This window comes from Microcoleus sp. FACHB-672 (genome assembly GCF_014695725.1).
Lineage (GTDB): Bacteria > Cyanobacteriota > Cyanobacteriia > Cyanobacteriales > Oscillatoriaceae > FACHB-68.
Genome location: NZ_JACJOU010000015.1, coordinates 169606 through 186574, shown reverse-complemented (window position 1 = coordinate 186574; position 16969 = coordinate 169606). Strand labels below are relative to the sequence as shown.

Annotated in this window: 14 protein-coding genes; 10 read left to right on the top strand and 4 right to left on the bottom strand. The window is 47.2% G+C overall.

Annotation, left to right across the window (positions count from 1 at the left end; all coding sequences use genetic code 11):
- The first annotated feature begins 93 nt into the window (after positions 1-93).
- Entirely contained in the window at positions 94-558 is a 465-nt protein-coding gene (locus H6F56_RS10620; RefSeq protein WP_190667617.1) for a hypothetical protein, read from the top strand.
- A gap of 282 nt (positions 559-840) precedes the next feature.
- Here H6F56_RS10620 and H6F56_RS10615 read toward each other — a convergent pair whose 3' ends face one another.
- Complete coding sequence (locus H6F56_RS10615) at positions 841-2916, bottom strand: ABC1 kinase family protein (RefSeq protein WP_190667614.1); 2076 nt, start codon at positions 2914-2916, stop codon at positions 841-843.
- Positions 2917-3518: 602 nt separating this feature from the next.
- Here H6F56_RS10615 and recN point away from each other — a divergent pair.
- From recN to H6F56_RS10600, 3 genes are all read left to right on the top strand, one after another.
- Complete coding sequence (recN, locus tag H6F56_RS10610) at positions 3519-5357, top strand: DNA repair protein RecN (RefSeq protein WP_190667613.1); 1839 nt, start codon at positions 3519-3521, stop codon at positions 5355-5357.
- 393 nt (positions 5358-5750) lie between these two features.
- Positions 5751-8396 (top strand): GAF domain-containing protein, encoded by a 2646-nt coding sequence (locus H6F56_RS10605; protein WP_190667611.1) that lies wholly within the window; start codon positions 5751-5753, stop codon positions 8394-8396.
- A 112-nt stretch (positions 8397-8508) separates the two neighbouring features.
- Positions 8509-9438, top strand: a complete 930-nt coding sequence (locus tag H6F56_RS10600) for an adenylate/guanylate cyclase domain-containing protein (protein ID WP_242031949.1) — start codon at positions 8509-8511, stop codon at positions 9436-9438.
- 3 nt (positions 9439-9441) lie between these two features.
- Here H6F56_RS10600 and H6F56_RS26825 read toward each other — a convergent pair whose 3' ends face one another.
- Positions 9442-9570 (bottom strand): hypothetical protein, encoded by a 129-nt coding sequence (locus tag H6F56_RS26825; RefSeq protein WP_255513704.1) that lies wholly within the window; start codon positions 9568-9570, stop codon positions 9442-9444.
- A gap of 138 nt (positions 9571-9708) precedes the next feature.
- Between H6F56_RS26825 and H6F56_RS10595 the strand changes: the two genes are divergently transcribed.
- The 4 genes from H6F56_RS10595 to H6F56_RS10580 all read left to right on the top strand — a co-directional run bounded on the left by H6F56_RS10595 (position 9709) and on the right by H6F56_RS10580 (position 12567).
- Positions 9709-9894: a hypothetical protein gene (locus H6F56_RS10595; protein ID WP_190667610.1), complete on the top strand. Its 186-nt coding sequence runs from the start codon at positions 9709-9711 to the stop codon at positions 9892-9894.
- Between the two features lie 178 nt (positions 9895-10072).
- Positions 10073-10585 (top strand): inorganic diphosphatase, encoded by a 513-nt coding sequence (locus tag H6F56_RS10590; protein ID WP_190667608.1) that lies wholly within the window; start codon positions 10073-10075, stop codon positions 10583-10585.
- Positions 10586-11260: 675 nt separating this feature from the next.
- The gene (panD, locus tag H6F56_RS10585; protein ID WP_190667606.1) at positions 11261-11644 is read left to right on the top strand and encodes an aspartate 1-decarboxylase; all 384 of its coding nucleotides are present in this window, start codon (positions 11261-11263) and stop codon (positions 11642-11644) included.
- 71 nt (positions 11645-11715) lie between these two features.
- Positions 11716-12567, top strand: coding sequence for an MBL fold metallo-hydrolase (locus tag H6F56_RS10580; protein WP_190668169.1), 852 nt, complete (start codon positions 11716-11718; stop codon positions 12565-12567).
- A gap of 81 nt (positions 12568-12648) precedes the next feature.
- Here H6F56_RS10580 and H6F56_RS10575 read toward each other — a convergent pair whose 3' ends face one another.
- The gene (locus H6F56_RS10575) at positions 12649-13635 is read right to left on the bottom strand and encodes a GntR family transcriptional regulator (protein ID WP_190667604.1); all 987 of its coding nucleotides are present in this window, start codon (positions 13633-13635) and stop codon (positions 12649-12651) included.
- Between the two features lie 190 nt (positions 13636-13825).
- Here H6F56_RS10575 and H6F56_RS10570 point away from each other — a divergent pair, with 190 nt between their 5' ends.
- Positions 13826-14575, top strand: coding sequence for a dienelactone hydrolase family protein (locus H6F56_RS10570; protein ID WP_190667602.1), 750 nt, complete (start codon positions 13826-13828; stop codon positions 14573-14575).
- Between the two features lie 9 nt (positions 14576-14584).
- Here the strand turns inward: H6F56_RS10570 and H6F56_RS10565 are convergent, their stop codons facing one another.
- Positions 14585-14815 (bottom strand): hypothetical protein, encoded by a 231-nt coding sequence (locus tag H6F56_RS10565; protein WP_190667599.1) that lies wholly within the window; start codon positions 14813-14815, stop codon positions 14585-14587.
- Positions 14816-14993: 178 nt separating this feature from the next.
- On the opposite strand from H6F56_RS10565, the gene H6F56_RS27030 reads away from it, so the two are divergent.
- Positions 14994-16955 (top strand): M10 family metallopeptidase, encoded by a 1962-nt coding sequence (locus H6F56_RS27030; RefSeq protein ID WP_305076123.1) that lies wholly within the window; start codon positions 14994-14996, stop codon positions 16953-16955.
- Positions 16956-16969 lie beyond the last annotated feature (14 nt).

The window sequence follows — 16969 nt, the reverse complement described above, 5'->3', positions numbered from 1 at the left end:
GCCGGTTGGCACCTTGAAACTTACCAATTTCCTCAAATATAAATGAGCGCTAAGCAAAAAGTTAAAAATATAACCGAGCGAGAGAATTAGGTAATGCTGTATTTAGCTCAGGTTCAAAGAAAAGGGTTCTTAGGTAAAGCCGGCATCCGACTTTTGGCTCGCCAAAAATCAGAAGACACTTGGGCACTTGTTCCCGGTGAAGACATTGTATTTTTAACAGAACCCAGCTCTTTAACCGATGGTTTTCTTGTTTTGATCGAGCTTTCTCCCACTCGCCAAATTGTGAAAATTCAAGAAGCCGTTCCTTGGATTTTGGATTTAGTCCAGCAATATTTAAGCAAAGGTTTTTCGCCGGCATTCTTACAGCAAGAAGCTGAGCGAGTTGAACACTGGCGGCAGTCCCTCACCTTACAAAGTCAGGATCTCGCCCGTCGCACCATAGAACTTGAAGCGCGTCGCGAACAAATTCAAGAGTTAGAAGAACAGCTTAAACAGCAAAAACGAACACTGGAATTGCTTGCTGCTCAGTTACAAGCGAGAGGAAATTCCGCATCGTGAGTGTGATCGAGCTGAAGCCGGCATTTGAAGATTAGAAATTATTTGTTTTTGCTCAGAAACTTTTATTAATTCATGTTACATATTTTTCCTGATTTCGCGGCATTCTTGAATTGTGCCCATGCTAAGATGGCAGCGATGCAGTTAGAATCGATGTCTCTGAGTTTAACTTAAATAGGATGGCAGGAAGTTAGCCGGTGAGAGAATAGTAGGTTGATTTTTTTTACCGCAGATAAACGCAGATGAAGTTAACCGGCTGATAACTTCATCTGTGGGATTTTTGGGTTATTTTGTTCTTTGAGCCGGCAGAGATAAGGCGCGTTGTTGACTGCCATTGTAACCGTTACTTTTAATCGGTTCTTCCCGTAGTAAAACATCACGAATCAACCGCGCTAAAGCACGCTGAGCTAAACCGCCAGCAATTTGCTTACCCATGCGCTGAGTTTCTGGCTTGAGGATAAGCTGGGGAAGCACTGAAGCCACCTTTACCGGATCGAAACCTTTTGTTTCTTGAAGAATTCCCAAAATGCGTTGGAAATGCTCCATATTTTTCTCTTCTGCAGGAGTCATCGCCGGCTTATTTACCCTTAAACCAAACCACTCTCCCACAACAGAAGTCGCGTTTTGAAAACTTTGACGCGAGAGAGTATCTAAAGTCTTAACAATCTCATCAATCAAATAATCTCGAATGAAATCGCCCCGTTCGGAGAACAAAAATTCTAATGCTTGATTCAGCGCTTGACTGATATCATAATCATCGCTGCTTTTCGCATTCTTTAATAAATTTTCCAGCCGGTTCCAGCGGAAACTACCTTCCTTAAACAGCAAATCCCGCAAAGAAGATCGCAATTCTGGAGACGTATCTGTTAACAGCCGTTTTGCCACATAAGGATAAGCTTTACTGAGTACCTTAAAGTTGGGATCGACATTAATTGCAATCCCTTCTAAGGTCACCAGCGACCGGATAATCAATGCGTAATAAGCCGGCACGCGGAAGGGATAGTCATACATCACCTGTGACAACTCGTCAGTAATGCTCTTGAAATTCAACTCAGCAACACTTGCTCCCAAAGCATTACCAAACACGCCGGCTAGTGCTGGAATAATTGGCGTCAGGTCAGTATCCGGTGTCAAAAACTCTAGCTTCACATAATCGTGAGCCAAACCTTCAAAGTCGCGGTTGACGAGGTGAACAATGGCTTGAATTAAACCGTAACGCTGATAAGGTTTCACCTCGCTCATCATGCCAAAGTCGAGATAAGCTAACTGCCCATCTCGCGTTGCCATCAAATTGCCCGGATGGGGATCGGCGTGGAAAAAGCCGTGCTCTAGCAGCTGGCGCAGGGAACACTGAACGCCTAATTCAATTAAGTATGAAGCGTCAATTCCTTGAGCGCTTAGCGATTCTAAATTGGTTAGTTTGGTGCCGTCGATCCACTCCATTGTCAGCACCCGCCGGCCCGTGTAAGGCCAGTAAATTTTAGGCACGTAAATGTCTTTCAAATGGCCGTATAACTCGGCGAACCGTTCGGCATTATGACCCTCGTGGGTGTAGTCCATTTCCTCAAACAAGCGGGCGGCAAACTCATCGGCAATTGCCACTAAGTCGCTGCGAACTTGTTTCATATTTCTTTGCGCCCAACCAGCCAACCGCCGCAAGATGTAAACATCTAAAGTGATGCTTTCAGCTAAACCGGGTCGTTGTACCTTCACCGCAACTGTTTCGCCGGTTTTCAGCTTGCCTTTGTAAACTTGCCCAAGGGACGCCGCCGCCACCGGCTCTAGTGAAAGTTCGGCATAAATTTCATTAGGGTGAGCACCGAGTTCTTCTTCAATAAATTGGTAGGCAATTTTGTTGGGGAAGGGAGGCAGTTGATCTTGCAATTTCGCCAACTCTTCCAAATAACCCGGTGGCACCAAGTCGGGGCGCGTTGATAAAGCTTGCCCAATTTTAATAAAGGCTGGGCCTAACTGAGTCAGCATTTTCCGCAACTGCTCAGCTCTAGCCGGCTGATTTTTAACCAATCTGCCGGTTTGGCGATCCCACCATAGATTCAGGCCAAAGCTAGCCAGTTTTGACACAATGCTTAGCCTGCGCCTCCACACCGGCAGCGGTCTGGAGCTGTAATATTCGTTAATCGCAACTGCATCGTACTGCAACGCATTTGCTGAAAAGTTATCTGTCGGCACCGGCACGACGATGTCTGTTAGCTCCACCACTCTAGGGATGCGCTCACTCTCAACCGTGATAGTGGCAACTGCCGAGCTTGCCTCCTGGGTTGTGGCTGCAGATATCGGCTGCTCGGTCATTGTCGCTGAATTCAACTGGGCTGAGGTAGGTGATACCGTCTTGACATCCATGAGTTAGGAACCGACTAGAGGTAACGATGTTAAACATTGTAACAATTTGCCGGTGGCGCACCATAATTCCCAAGGTAGAATCTCAGTTCAGGAGTGGCTGCCGGCGCAGTTGAGTGCCGGTGTGTCAAAAAACAGCAGCGTGCCAAGTTAAAGTGAAGGGGAAAATCGGCTTGCTCTCACTGGGATTTCTTCTGTAGAAGCGAACTCCCTCTCACCCAGGCCCAAAAGCAACAGCCTTCAGACTCGCTCTGGGTGCTGCCAGAACTCAAGAAAATAAAGCCAAAAAAATTTACTCAAAATCTCTGCTTTAACACAATTCAATCTCTATGTTTAAAATTCAAATCACGGAAATTTGAAAAATTAAAGCTTTACCTCCTAAACTTTTTAGACAAAATTAAGTTTACATTCAAGATTTTATTCTTTGTCAATACCTTGATTAATTCGCTTTTTTAAGCAAATTTGCTAGGATTCAAAGCGACTAAAAAAACCTTGGGTAAAACTTTTGTGTAATATCAAGGAATGCGTGAGCCTCACACCGGCAGATTGAAACAACCTTATTTGCGTGCGCCCCGGCATATTGCCTTTAAACTGAATTTTGACCCATGTTGATATCCTTACGGATTGAAAATTTTGCCCTGATAGATCGGCTGGAATTAGAATTTGGCACCAGCCTTAATGTCCTCACCGGCGAAACCGGCGCGGGGAAATCGATTATCCTAGACGCCCTTGATGCTGCCTTGGGTGGCAAAGTCACAAGTCGGGCCATTCGCACCGGCGCAGAACGGGCTTTGGTCGAAGCAACATTCGAGCTTGAGCCAACCGTAGCCGAGTGGGTGCGAGAGCAGGAAATAGACCTTTTCGATGGCACCTTACTCGTTGCCTGCCGGGAACTGGTTGCCGGTCAAACCAGCCTCCGCAGCCGTTCTCGCCTGAATGGGGTACTCGTCAACCGCCAGCTCATGGATCAGCTGCGGGAACGCCTGGTGGAAATTACCGCCCAAGGTCAAACGGTGCAACTTGGCCAACCGGCCCGCCAGCGGGACTGGCTAGACGCCTTTGGGGGAACCGCTATTTTGGATCGCCGGCAAAAAGTCGCAGCAGCCTTTGCCATTTCCCAGCAAGCATTACAAGCGCTTGAACAGCGGCGGCAGTCAGAACAGCAACGACTGCAACGACTCGATTTGATCGACTATCAAATTAAAGAACTTAGTGCTGCCGGTTTGGGCGATGCCGACGAATTAGAACAGCTAGAAGGTGAGCGCAGACGCCTCGGACACGTCGTTGAGCTGCAACAGCAAAGCTATCAAGTCTACCAAGCACTTTATCAAAACGACACCGGCGCAGAAGCCGCTGCCGATTTATTGGGGCAAGCGGAAGCAAGCCTAACAGATATGGTGCGCTACGACAGCGAGCTGCAATCAGTCCTCGATTTAGTGAGTAACGCCTTAGCCGATATAATGGAAGCAGGCCGGCAAATATCGACCTACGAGGCGAGTTTGGAGGCCGATCCCCAGCGGCTGCAAGACGTTGAGCAGCGGATCTTGGAACTTAAACAAATCTGTCGCAAATACGGACCGGGGTTGGGCGATGCCATCGCCTACCATGAGCGGATTCAAACCGAGCTAGAGGAACTCACTGGCGAAGGTCAGTCCTTAGAAGTTTTGGAAAAAGCTTATCAAGTCGCTCAAAGCCAGCTAACAGAAGCCTGTAGCGCGTTAAACGGGTTGCGCCAGACGGCTGCCGGTGAACTGGAATCTCGGCTAATTAAACAACTTAAGCCCCTGGCGATGGAGAAAGTGCAGTTTCAGGTCGAAATTGCCCCCTGTCCTCCCACCGCTGCCGGTGCAGACCGAATTACCTTTAAATTTAGCCCGAATGCCGGTGAACCCTTACAACCGCTTACAGAAATTGCTTCTGGTGGGGAAATGAGTCGTTTCCTCTTGGCCTTGAAAGCCTGTTTCGCTCAGGTCGATGATGCCGGCGTGCTGGTTTTTGATGAAATTGATGTGGGGGTTTCCGGACGAGTCGCCCAAGCCATCGCCCAAAAACTCTACCAACTCAGTCACCGGCACCAAGTCCTTTGTGTCACCCACCAGCCGCTCGTCGCGGCGATGGCGGATCATCATTACCGAGTGGACAAACAAACCATTGATTGTCCAGAAACAGAAACCCATAACAATCATCAAGAATTCTTGCTCGCAGACGTGCGAACCGTGGTTCGAGTCGCAAAGCTCAACTCACACCAACGCCGCGAAGAACTAGCCCAGCTAGCCGGGGGACAGTCCGCGCAACAATCGATCGCATTTGCAGATTCTCTCTTGGTTCAAGCGGCAAATCTCCGCGCTAACGAGAACCCGATGCCAGCCGGCACTCAATTGGGGAAAAATTCAACCGCAATGCCGGTAAAAACACCATCCCAATCTACTGCAAAAAATTCTTAAACTTACGGTGTGATAGATTTGACCAGTCATGGATCGCCGGCCTAAACGACCTAGTGTTGCCAATGCCCCGTTTAGATATTGCCAAAACTCTCATAAAGGAAATACTTGGTAGAAATTAACACACATAATTCCCTTTAGAATGCCAAAATCATGATTGAAAGTCTAATGCGAGTCAGCTTTAGTGTCGAAATCACACACTTTTATCTGGCAAAACGTGCTATCACTTTAACAACATCGTCATCTATCATCCAATTCTCAACGACCGAGTAAACTGGGGGAGTAGTCTTGGATCTGCTTGCTCGGTAAAACCTACCCGTCAGGCGGTATTGGCAGAATACTTACACAGTCAAAGTCGTTCTCTAACTCCAGGCATCTTTTTAAGAGTAAAGAGCTATGACAGCTGCATCTCCAAAATCAAATACTTGGGATCATCAAAACGGCGCAGTCATTGATGTCACAGCCCAAGTAGAGGGTAAAAAAAATCCTCCTAATAAATCCGCATCCCCCGTCAGTGCATCTACCAGTTCATCTAACACCGAGTCGCAAGGCGGTGCGCTCAGCCGATCGCAAGGAACTTTCACGTCTTACCTTTCCACCCTCAATCAGGAAAACTTTAAACAAGTTGTCACTGAAGTAGAGGACAAACTCAAGGTTGTCAATCAAACCCTGTCTATGTTGGACAGTATGCTTGACAGCCAAGGCTTTGATGCGATTCTAGATGAGATGCTGCGCTCGATTACGTTAAAAACGGGCGAACTTCTCGGTGCGGATCGAACGACTATTTTTTTACTAGATGAAGAAAAAAACGAACTTTGGTCGATCGTCGCGAAAGGTGAGGGGGGTGGAACCCTAGAAATCCGGATTCCAGCAGATAAGGGAATCGCCGGCGAATCGGCTACTTTTAAAAAAGTTGTTAATATTCCTTTCGATTTCTTTGACGATCCGCGCTCCGCTGAATCGAAGAAAACTTACAAAAAAACAGGATACCGCACCTACACGATGCTATGTCTACCCTTGTTAAGCGAACAAGGAGATATCGTCGCCGTTGTGCAATTGCTTAACAAGCTGAAAAAACTTCACGATCCCGGCGATCCTTTAGCTGACAGAATCGATACAAAAGGATTTACTGAGGTTGATGAAGAGGTATTTGCAGACTTTGCCCCTTCAATTCGATTGATTCTAGAGTCGTCCCGTTCGTTTTATAAAGCAACTCAAAAACAGCGTGCGGCTTCAGCGTTGATCAACGCCACACAATCTCTGAGCCAAAGCAGTTTGGATCTCGAAGATACCCTCACCAAAGTGATGGATGAGGCGAAGAAACTGATGAACGCTGATCGCAGCACATTGTGGCTGTTAGATAAAGAAAAAAACGAGCTGTGGACAAAAATCCCGATTAACGGCTCTTTAAAAGAAATGCGGATTCCGAGGACCGCAGGGTTTGCCGGCCAAGTTGCAGAATCGGGAGAACCCCTTTTAATTAGCTTTGACTTGTACGATCATGCCGGCGCTGAACAAGCTAAAAAAACAGACCAAACAACTCGATACCGCACTTGCAGTATGTTGTGTATGCCGGTGTACAACGCAGATCACGAGTTGATCGGAGTCACACAATTAATTAATAAGAAAAAACAAGGAGAGTATCCCCCCTACAATCCCGAAGACTGGCCAAATGCACCTGAATGCTGGAGGGCAAGTTTTAATCGCGGCGACATGGAATTCATGCACGCATTTAATATTCAAGCCGGCGTCGCCTTACAAAATGCCTCCCTCTTCGCCACAGTCAAGCAACAAGAACAAATGCAGCGAGATATTCTCCGCAGCATTTCTAATGGCATCATTTCCACCGACAGAAGCGGGCACATTATTGCAGCGAATGAAAGTGCCAAGAAACTGTTGGGCTTACAAGAAACTGATCGGATTGAAGGTCAATACGTTATTGATGTCATCAAAATTGAAGAGGCAGACTTCTCCAAGTGGTTCACAGCGGCGTTAGAAGCCAAGGATGAAAAATCCCGGCAGCAATATTACCCAGAGCAAACTTTACTTTCCCAAGGAAAAGAACAACACAGTATTAATCTGACAATCAGTACAATGGCAAGTGCAGTTGACGCCAACATCGTCAATGGTGCTTTGGTGGTCATGGACGACATTAGCGATGAAAAACGGCTCAAGAGTACCATGTATCGCTACATGACCCAAGAAGTGGCTGAACAGTTGCTCGCAAGTGGCGACACCGGACTCGGTGGCAAACGCAAAGAAGTTTCCGTTTTATTTTCAGATATTCGCAGCTACACCACCTTGACCGAAGGCATGGAAGCCGAACAAGTCGTGGCGATGCTCAACGAATATTTTGAATCGATGGTTGATGCCGTCTTTAAATACAAAGGCACCCTCGATAAATACATCGGTGACGCGATCATGGCAGTGTTTGGATCGCCCTTACCCCTGGCGGATCACGCCTGGTGTGCCGTGCAAACGGCAATTGAGATGCGCTCCCGGCTGATAAAATTCAATGAGGAACGCGTCGAAAATGGTAAGGCACCGATTAGCATTGGAATTGGCATTCACTCGGATGAAGTGGTGAGTGGCAATATCGGTTCGAGCAAGCGGATGGAACTCACCTCGATTGGAGATGGGGTGAACTTGGGATCTCGCTTGGAAGGAACTAGCAAAATGTACGGCACTGATATCGTCATCAGTGAAAAAACCTATCTGCCTTGTGCCGATCGGCTTTATGTCAGGGAACTGGACTATATTACAGTTAAAGGAAAAAACGAGCCGGTGAAAATCTATGAACTCGTGGGACTGCGCTGCGAGGACATTGAACCCAAAAAGCTGGCAATAATGGAACATTACGAACAAGGACGACAGTATTACCGCAGTCGCCGGTTTGCTCAAGCTTTGGCTGAGTTCGGTCAAGTTCTGGAAATCGATCCGAAAAACAAAGCCGCTGAATTACACATCGAACGTTGCAATCATTTTCTGATCGAACCACCCGCCGATAATTGGGATGGTGTCTGGAAACTTACAGAAAAATAGTATTCTGGTCGCAGAGATCGCAGTTGAGGAGCTGAAATCGATCAATCGAAAAATTTTGGCTCCAGAATTGTGACTTCTCAGTTTTAAGTAGGTTTACGTTTTTTTATGGAATATGGAATTAGGTAGTCCGTCTGCCAACTACTCTGACAAAACGGCTTCTCCCCAGGCGAATTTCGATCCAACCTTGGCAGGCGAAAATTCTATGCCGTTTGCACAGGTAACGCCGTCAGAAACCCTTGGCGAACACAAAGATGTTTCAATTTTATTCTCTGATATTAGCGGCTACTCCAACCTGGCCGGCAGCATAGAGCATGAAGAGATGAGCAGCTTGCTCAACAAATATTTTGAAGCAATGGGGGATGCAGTTTTTAAGTACAAGCAAGCCCTTAAGCAACAGATCAATTCAGCCTGCATTGGCAATCGCATTCTCGTTGTCTTTGGATCTCCCGAACCCTTAGACGATCATGCTTGGTGTGCTGTGCAAACCGCCCTGGATATGAATCAGTATTTGGCCGAATTCAATGCCGGTCGAGAAGCCGTCAACAAGCCTATCGTCAAAATTGGCATTGGCATTAATACTGACAAGGTCTTCAGCAGCAACCTTGTGGCCAACCGAGGCATGGATTTTATGGCCATTGGTGCCGGCGTCCATCTCGGTTATCGCTTGGAAGGCGTTTGTAAGCAATATGGCTGCAGTATTGTCATCAGTGAAAACACTTATCAACGCTGTACGGAGCGCGTTTGGGTTCGAGAACTTGACTCAATTCGCGTGCAAGGAAACCATCGTGCAGTTGCGGTGTATGAACTACTGGGGCTGCGCTCTCAATCCATTTCCGAACAGAAGCAAAAGGTACTGGATCACTACTATAAAGGGCGCGAGTATTACCTCAAGCGTAAGTTTGCCATTGCGATGGGCGAATTTGCCACCGTTATGGAAATTGACAGCAGCGACAAAGCGGCAGCTATCCAGCTAAAGCGCTGCCAGCACTGGATCAAATCACCGCCTCCAGAGGACTGGGACGGGGCTTGGACGCTCAGTTAAACCTTAAATCACTGACTTTGGCGCAAAAAAGGCAAACAGCGTCAAAAGCGGGTTTTTACCGTCTGTTAGCCCCTGCCAGAACACCGCAGCGCCGGCACTAAGGCCAGGATCACTCTCAACCAGCCATGCCATTACACCTGTGAAGATTTACTTGAGATTGTTGAGTAGAAGACAGTCCTTCTGCGGTAAATCGTTACAATAAAGCTTAGAGGGTACATCGATATCCTCTACGTGAATTTGCTGTAACTGGTTGATAACATTCTTTTGATCATGGACTCAGGTAGTGACCCTGCTAATAGTGCTGACCCGCCTCCTCATAAGCTGGCAGACTTCGTGGGAACCTTAATTGCTGTCTTAACCCTGACTTTACCCCTATTTATCATCGCCCATTATTCTTCGAGCAAAGCCGAAGTGCTGCAACCGGCCCCCTATCTGCTGCAAGTGTCTCAAGATTGAGCCTGATCCTGCCATCTGTCTCGTCCAGCAAGATATTTAAGCCGGTTAAGGAGTTTGCACACACCGTCTTCCCCTAAAATGCTATTCGGGGGACGGCTGAACGCTCTCGGTGCAACAAAGCGCCTGAGAATGAGCTTGGAACGGCACCCCTTAGCCGCTATTAGCTTGGAGAACCATTGTGGATTTATCGCGCATTCCTGCTCAACCAAAACCGGGCCTAATCAACGTTCTGGTTGAAATTCCCGCCGGCAGCAAAAACAAGTATGAGTTTGACAAGGACTTGCAAGCCTTTGCCCTAGACCGGGTACTCTATTCTTCCGTTCAGTATCCCTACGACTATGGTTTTGTGCCCAACACCCTAGCCGATGACGGCGATCCCCTCGATGGCATGGTATTAATCGATCAGCCAACCTTTCCGGGATGTGTCATTGCAGCGCGGCCCATTGGAATGCTGCTGATGATCGACGGCGGCGATCACGACGAAAAAATTCTCTGCGTTCCCGACAAAGATCCGCGCTACTCTCACATCAAAAGCCTTCAAGATGTGGCACCCCACCGCCTAGATGAAATTGCTGAATTTTTCAAAACCTACAAAAACTTGGAAAAGAAGGTAACAGAAATTCAGGGTTGGCAGGATGTCGATCAAGTCATGCCTCTCGTAGAGAAATGCATTAAAGCTGCGAGTAAATGAAGTTGAAGCGGGGTGAGCCAACCCTCGCCCCGGCAATTTAGCGCACTGGGCCAGACCAGTGCGACCATCGTAAAACATTTGGCTGTAGAAACTCGACCGAAAAAGTCGCCCTCGGCTGAATCCGTAGTAAAAATGGGTAAAAACATTGACTAATGCTGCTCAATGTGGCGGCTCTCTCCAATCGCATTTCTCTGCCTTTGCTGTAGATTTGCATTTTATTCAAAGTTCCACAAGCTTTAGAGGCAGTAAACTTGTCAATCAGAAACCTTGGATATATAATTTTAACTATTAGTAGCTTTCCCAAAATTTTTCCCTAAAAAAATAGAAAGGCTACGAGAATGTGGCTAGTATGTTGTAAATTTTGATAGAACCCATAAAGACTTCTAACAATCTTTGGGAAAAACCAATCGAATCTGCCAGTTTTAAAGACGTTGCCTAAAACGTCTTTAGGGGGTGCGGCAACAAAACCTGGAGATCAAGCGTGCTTTTGAAAACACAAGAGCCGGCAAACCCCACTTTCTAAACCGGCAGTTAGGGCGGGTTCTGGCAAAATCTAGCACTAGCCGCTGTAGATGGGTTATCTTAGAAAGGAAAGTTTGTGCTTGACAATAAATTTATTTTATGCGCGAACGGTAGGGTTGGTTTTTAGCCGAAGGTGACTACTTTGAGATCATCATGCAGCGAACGCTCCTTTTGGCCAAAATTCATCATTGCACACTCACATCTGCCAATCTAGACTACATCGGCAGTATCAGTATCGATCAAACTTTATTAGATGCAGCCGGCATTTTACCCTACGAGCAGGTGCAAGTGGTTAACGTGGCCAACGGGGAGCGGCTAATTACTTATGCAATTGCGGCACCGGCTGATTCAGGGGCAATCGAACTCAATGGGGCGGCGGCGCGTTTGGGGATGAAAGGCGATCGCCTGATTATAATGACCTACGCGCAATTCACCCCAGAACAACTCAAAGACCATTCGCCCACAGTGGTGCTAGTGGACGAGCGTAACCGATCTGTAAAAATTAGCCGTTACAATGAACTTCAAATCCAAGGCTAACCTAATCTTAAAGATGCCTGAAGATGCCTGATTTTCATCTGTATCCGCAGCCTTTTGATGGGAAAGCCAGTATGCAAACCAGCCCTTACTCCGATTTTGTTGTCCAGTTCTGGGGTGTGCGTGGCAGTATTGCCACACCCGGTAAAGAAACGGTTCGTTATGGTGGCAATACTTCCTGTGTGGAAATGCAGGTGGCGGGTAAACGTCTGATTTTTGATGGCGGCACCGGCTTGCGAGTGTTGGGAAAAACCTTGCTGCCGCAGATGCCGGTTGAAGCTTATATATTTTTTAGCCACTCTCACTGGGATCACATTCAAGGATTTCCCTTTTTTATCCCCGCCTTTGTTCCAGGCAATTGCTTCCATATTTACGGCGCAGTCGCCCCCAACGGCGCAACTTTAAAACAGCGTCTATCTGACCAAATGCTCCATCCCAACTTTCCCATTCCGCTTCAGGGAATGCGCTCAGAGATGAAGTTTTATGACCTTCATCCTGGGGATGTCGTCACCCTAGACGATATCACAATTGAGACAGTTCACCTCAACCACCCCAGCACTGCGATTGGGTATCGCGTGACTTGGCAGGGACACAGCGCCGTTTACTGCACCGATACAGAACATTTTCCAGATCGCTTAGATGAAAATGTTCTGCATTTAGCCCGTGAAGCCGATTATTTTATTTACGATGCCACCTATACAGACGAAGAGTACCATCACCCGAAAACACCGAAAGTTGGCTGGGGGCACTCAACATGGCAGGTAGGAGTAGAATTAGCGAAAGCTGCCGACGTTAAAAATTTAGTGATCTTTCATCATGATCCGGCTCATGATGATGATTTCTTAGATAATGTCGAAGCGGATGTTAAAGAGGCTTTTCCTAAAGGATTTCTGGCCCGTGAAGGGATGATTCTTCAGGTTATTTAAAAATTATTATCCCCGAGCGGTTGCCCTTTGTCCTTCACTTGGCCGAGGATAAAAGGCAACCGCATTTAAGAAAAAATACACTCAACTTAAACCTAGTTCGCGCTTGAGTAGGCTAATTGATTCTGCCCCAATGTAATTCTCACAGGGAACAACTTGAGGTGGACGAATTAGATCGTCTCTAGCCGCCGTAATTGCAGTTTTCACAGCACCGGCACTCGCCTGATCGCAAATAATCGTCCGTGCCGTGCGAACCAAAGCATTTAATTTGTAGGCGTCGCCGGTTTGAGCCGTCATCACCAGTAGATCGTCTCCTCGCAAGCTGTGAATAATCACTTCAGCCGCTCGCAAAATACCGGAACTAAGACTAACAATTCCAAAGCAGGTATCTTTGGGAAGACTTCTTACCAAGTGAATTTCTTTGGCATAGTTGTAGATATCAATGGGGATAACCCGAACCGATTTAGGAGCCGCCGTGGCTTCTGCTTCGCCAATAAAATAACGGCTTGTTACCACTGTACCTGAGTGAGCTTGATCCAACGCATCACTGAGTTGTTCCATTGGCACCAATTGCACAGGTATGCGAAGCGCCTGCTCCAATTCCTGGGTCATCAACTCTCCCACACCAATATCCTGACCGGGTGCCGTTACCAGTACCCGCGCACTACAGCGCAGCCGCCAGTCAATTTCCGCAAGAAATAGCTCTCTGGCTTGATTAAGTGAACAACCCTGGTTAAGCAGCTCGTCAAGACCTTTCTGCACAACTTTGTAAGCTTGGGGATGCTGTTCCAAGATGGGAGATCGCAGACGCGCACCGCTGAGTTCGCTACCTTGAGCGCGGACATAAATGCCAGAACCGGCTTGTGCGTCAACCAGGCCGATATCTTCTAATTGCCGATATACTTTGCTGATAGTGTTACGGTGCAGGCCGGTCTGCATGGCCAGCGCTCGCGTACTTGGCAGCCGGTGTCCAGGCGGAAATTGCCTAGAGGCAATGGCAAACCGGATCTGGTTAAATAGCTGAGTTGATGCGGGAATATCACTGTCTGGTTGAATGTGAAATTGAACCATCGCGGAACCTCCGAGGCGCTTAAGGGCAAAAAATTAAGGAAAGAAAACCGCACGTTTCTTTAGATTTTGTAACAAACAAAAACTGTCTAAATGTCTCAGTGGCGATGTTTTTTACTATAAACTTTGCCGGTGGACACTAAATGTGAAAACCTGGATTGTTGACAGTTCCACAACATTAAAGACAATCACGATGGCAAACTTTGAGATTTCTTGCGAACACGTTAAAGTTCCTAATGGAGATTTACAAATTTCCTCATATATAGCCTATCCTGTCGGCGAAGGGACTTTCCCAGCCATTGTCATTTTGCAAGAAATATTTGGGGTGAATGCCCATATTCGAGAAGTCACAGAACGGATTGCATCTGAAGGCTATGTGGCCATAGCACCGGCACTTTACCAGCGTCTTGCCCCAGATTTTGAAATCGGTTACACTGCCGAAGACGTAGAACTGGGCCGGCGCTATAAAGAACAAACCAAGGCATCAGAGCTTCTGAGTGATATCCAAGCTGCGATCGCCTACCTCAAAAGCCAATCTTCCGTGAAAGGGGATGCTATTGGCTGCATAGGCTTCTGCTTTGGTGGTCACGTTGCCTACCTCGCCGCCACTTTGCCAGAGATGAAGGCGACTGCTTCATTTTACGGTGCCGGCATCACGACTTGGACTCCGGGCAGCGGTCAACCTACCCTAGCACGAACTTCTGAGATTGCCGGCACCCTCTACGCCTTCTTTGGCAATCAGGATGCCAGTATTCCCGCCTCCGCCGTTGAGCAGATCGAGGCAGAACTCCAGAAACATCACATCTCTCATCGCGTCTTTATTTACGACGGCGCTGAACACGGTTTTTTCTGCGATCGCCGCGCTAGCTACAACCGTACTGCCGCTGCTGACGCCTGGATTCAGGTGAAGCAGCTCTTTAGTCAAGTTCTCCAAGCGGTTTAAATTTGGCTGCTAATCCTGCCGATGGCAGAACCCCACTTTAACTCGCTCGATTTGATTTTGCTTGCATTGATGAGTTTTTGGCCAGTCATTCTCTTTTTTAGGCCGGTTTTGATGCAAATGCTCGACATAACTGAGCAATTGGCTAAAAGCTTGACATTTTTGTCTGATTTGCCCTTTTCCCTTTCTTTCTCGTGCCGGCTTTAATGTTAATGGCGGGTAATCATTAGGATCTGATGTCACCCGGTTTCTGCTGTTTGCGGTAACTGATGATACAAATTGCTAGAATCTACCCGTATCAGTACCTCCCCACAGCCGGTTAAGCTCAGGAGGCTTTCTGTTCCGAAAGATGGCTCATTTCTAACACGATGCCTCCCGCTACTGTTGAGTATAAGGGAGGGTGCACCCCAGGAGATAATTCATGCCCACAGCTGTTCTGCAACCAGTTGAACCACAGATCACAATCAATATTTTTGATGCGGACTTCTACCGTGGTAACTATTCTGACCTCGCCGACTTTAGCGATGAAGCAGCAAGAGAACATTTTGAACAACACGGGTTGGAAGAAGGACGCAGGTTTTCTCCGTTTTTTGATGTCGAATTCTACGGCAGAACCAACCCAGATTTAGCTAATCTGAGCAACCGGGCATTGGTGGTTCATTTTCAAGATATTGGAATTAGAGAAGGACGCGATCCGTCTCCATTTTTTAGTTATGAAGACTATCGGCGTTTCAATCCCGATCTCGTCGAGGCAGATCTAGACGATCAGGCATTATTTGAACATTATCTAGAAAATGGCGTTAGGGAAGGACGCGTTGCTTCAACATTATTTGATCCGAATTACTATCGGCAAAATAGCCCGGATCTCGTAGCAGCCGGTTTAAACAATCAGGAACTGCTTTTCCACTATGCCAACTACGGGATAAATGAGGGACGCCGTGCCTCGCTGGTATTTGATCCCCAGTATTATTTAAATACCAACCAAGACTTGGCAACCCAAAATTTTAACTTCCGGCAGGCATTTGAACACTATGTAGAATACGGAGCAAATGAAAACCGGCAGCCCTCAATTTTTTACGATGAGGAGGCCATCAATGCATTAATTTTACCGAATAAAAGGTGGGACGTACCAAAGGGTGGCACGCTCACTTACAGTTTTGTGACAACTTCGAGCGCTTTCCAATATCCAGGCGAAGAAGGGGCTGTGGGAGAAGTCAATGATGCCATTAAAAATAATGTCCGCAAAATCATGCAAGAGTATGATAAAGTTCTTCCCTTCGATGTTGTTGAGGTGCCAGACAGACCACCCAATGAGGGTCAGATCCGGATCATGTTTTCTGATGGAAAGGGAACGCCTAATTTCTATGCCTATTCCTCTGGCCCAGCTGAAGGAATTGGGGGAGATTTGCACTTAAGCCGGGATTTTGAAACCAACCCTAATGCCTTTTCGGCTGGCCCTGGATCATTTGGTTACGAAACATTAGTTCACGAACTCGGTCATGCTTTCGGCTTAAAACATCCAAATAATTACCAGGAGTCTCCCCCTAACAATCCAGATGAGGCGGATGGGGTGGAAGAGGAAGAACAGGTGCAGGGAGAGGATCAGGAACCCTATCTTTCTTTCCCCAAAGATAACAACACCAACACGGCAATGAGTTCTAACTTTGCCGGCGCTGGCGCAAGTACACCGATGGCTTATGATAGCCGCGCTTTGCAGTTTATCTATGGGATCAGCGATTATAATTCCGGCAATACAACCTATCAATTTGATAGCAATAACTTTCTCGGTGTTAAACAAAGTATTTGGGATGCCGGCGGCAACGATACTTTTAATTTTTCTGCGCTGCCGGCAACGGAAAGCTATTTCATTGACATCAATCCGGGGGGGCACAATACGACAACCAGCGCCCTAAACGGCGCAACTTATGTTGCTTCTAGCGATCCTTCTAGAGCGAATTACCCGACTGATATATTTGCCACCACGATTGCCTATGCCGCCATCATTGAAAATGTGGTGGGTTCCCCAGGAAATGACTTGATTTTTGGTAACGAGGTGGGGAACACAATATCTGCAAATGAAGGCGCTGACAGGCTTACAGGTGCCAGTGGGGCTGATAACCTAACGGGGGGTGCCGGCACGGATGCTTTTGTGTTCGCCAGAGGTGACGGCGGTTTGACTGCCGGTGCGGCTGACACGATCACAGATTTTAAAGATGGGGAAGATTTATTGGGTTTAAGTTCCGGGCTGGCTTTTAACAACATTCTGATTGAAGGAGCCGGTGCTGATACATTTATCCGAGTGGCTCAAGATGGCGAATTTTTGGCAAAGCTGACAGGAATTTCGTTTGAAACAATAACCAGTGCTGATTTCACATTGATTTAACCGGCCAAAATTAA

Bases quoted from the DNA above. Each gene is read 5' to 3' on its own strand.
- H6F56_RS10570 (WP_190667602.1), top strand. From the start codon at position 13,826: ATGGCAAACTTTGAGATTTCTTGCGAACACGTTAAAGTTCCTAATGGA.
- H6F56_RS27030 (WP_305076123.1), top strand. From the start codon at position 14,994: ATGCCCACAGCTGTTCTGCAACCAGTTGAACCACAGATCACAATCAAT.
- H6F56_RS10620 (WP_190667617.1), top strand. From the start codon at position 94: ATGCTGTATTTAGCTCAGGTTCAAAGAAAAGGGTTCTTAGGTAAAGCC.
- H6F56_RS10615 (WP_190667614.1), bottom strand. From the start codon at position 2,916: ATGGATGTCAAGACGGTATCACCTACCTCAGCCCAGTTGAATTCAGCG.
- H6F56_RS10595 (WP_190667610.1), top strand. From the start codon at position 9,709: ATGGACTCAGGTAGTGACCCTGCTAATAGTGCTGACCCGCCTCCTCAT.
- H6F56_RS10605 (WP_190667611.1), top strand. From the start codon at position 5,751: ATGACAGCTGCATCTCCAAAATCAAATACTTGGGATCATCAAAACGGC.
- H6F56_RS10575 (WP_190667604.1), bottom strand. From the start codon at position 13,635: ATGGTTCAATTTCACATTCAACCAGACAGTGATATTCCCGCATCAACT.
- panD (WP_190667606.1), top strand. From the start codon at position 11,261: ATGCAGCGAACGCTCCTTTTGGCCAAAATTCATCATTGCACACTCACA.
- recN (WP_190667613.1), top strand. From the start codon at position 3,519: ATGTTGATATCCTTACGGATTGAAAATTTTGCCCTGATAGATCGGCTG.
- H6F56_RS10580 (WP_190668169.1), top strand. From the start codon at position 11,716: ATGCAAACCAGCCCTTACTCCGATTTTGTTGTCCAGTTCTGGGGTGTG.
- H6F56_RS10600 (WP_242031949.1), top strand. From the start codon at position 8,509: ATGGAATTAGGTAGTCCGTCTGCCAACTACTCTGACAAAACGGCTTCT.
- H6F56_RS26825 (WP_255513704.1), bottom strand. From the start codon at position 9,570: ATGGCATGGCTGGTTGAGAGTGATCCTGGCCTTAGTGCCGGCGCTGCG.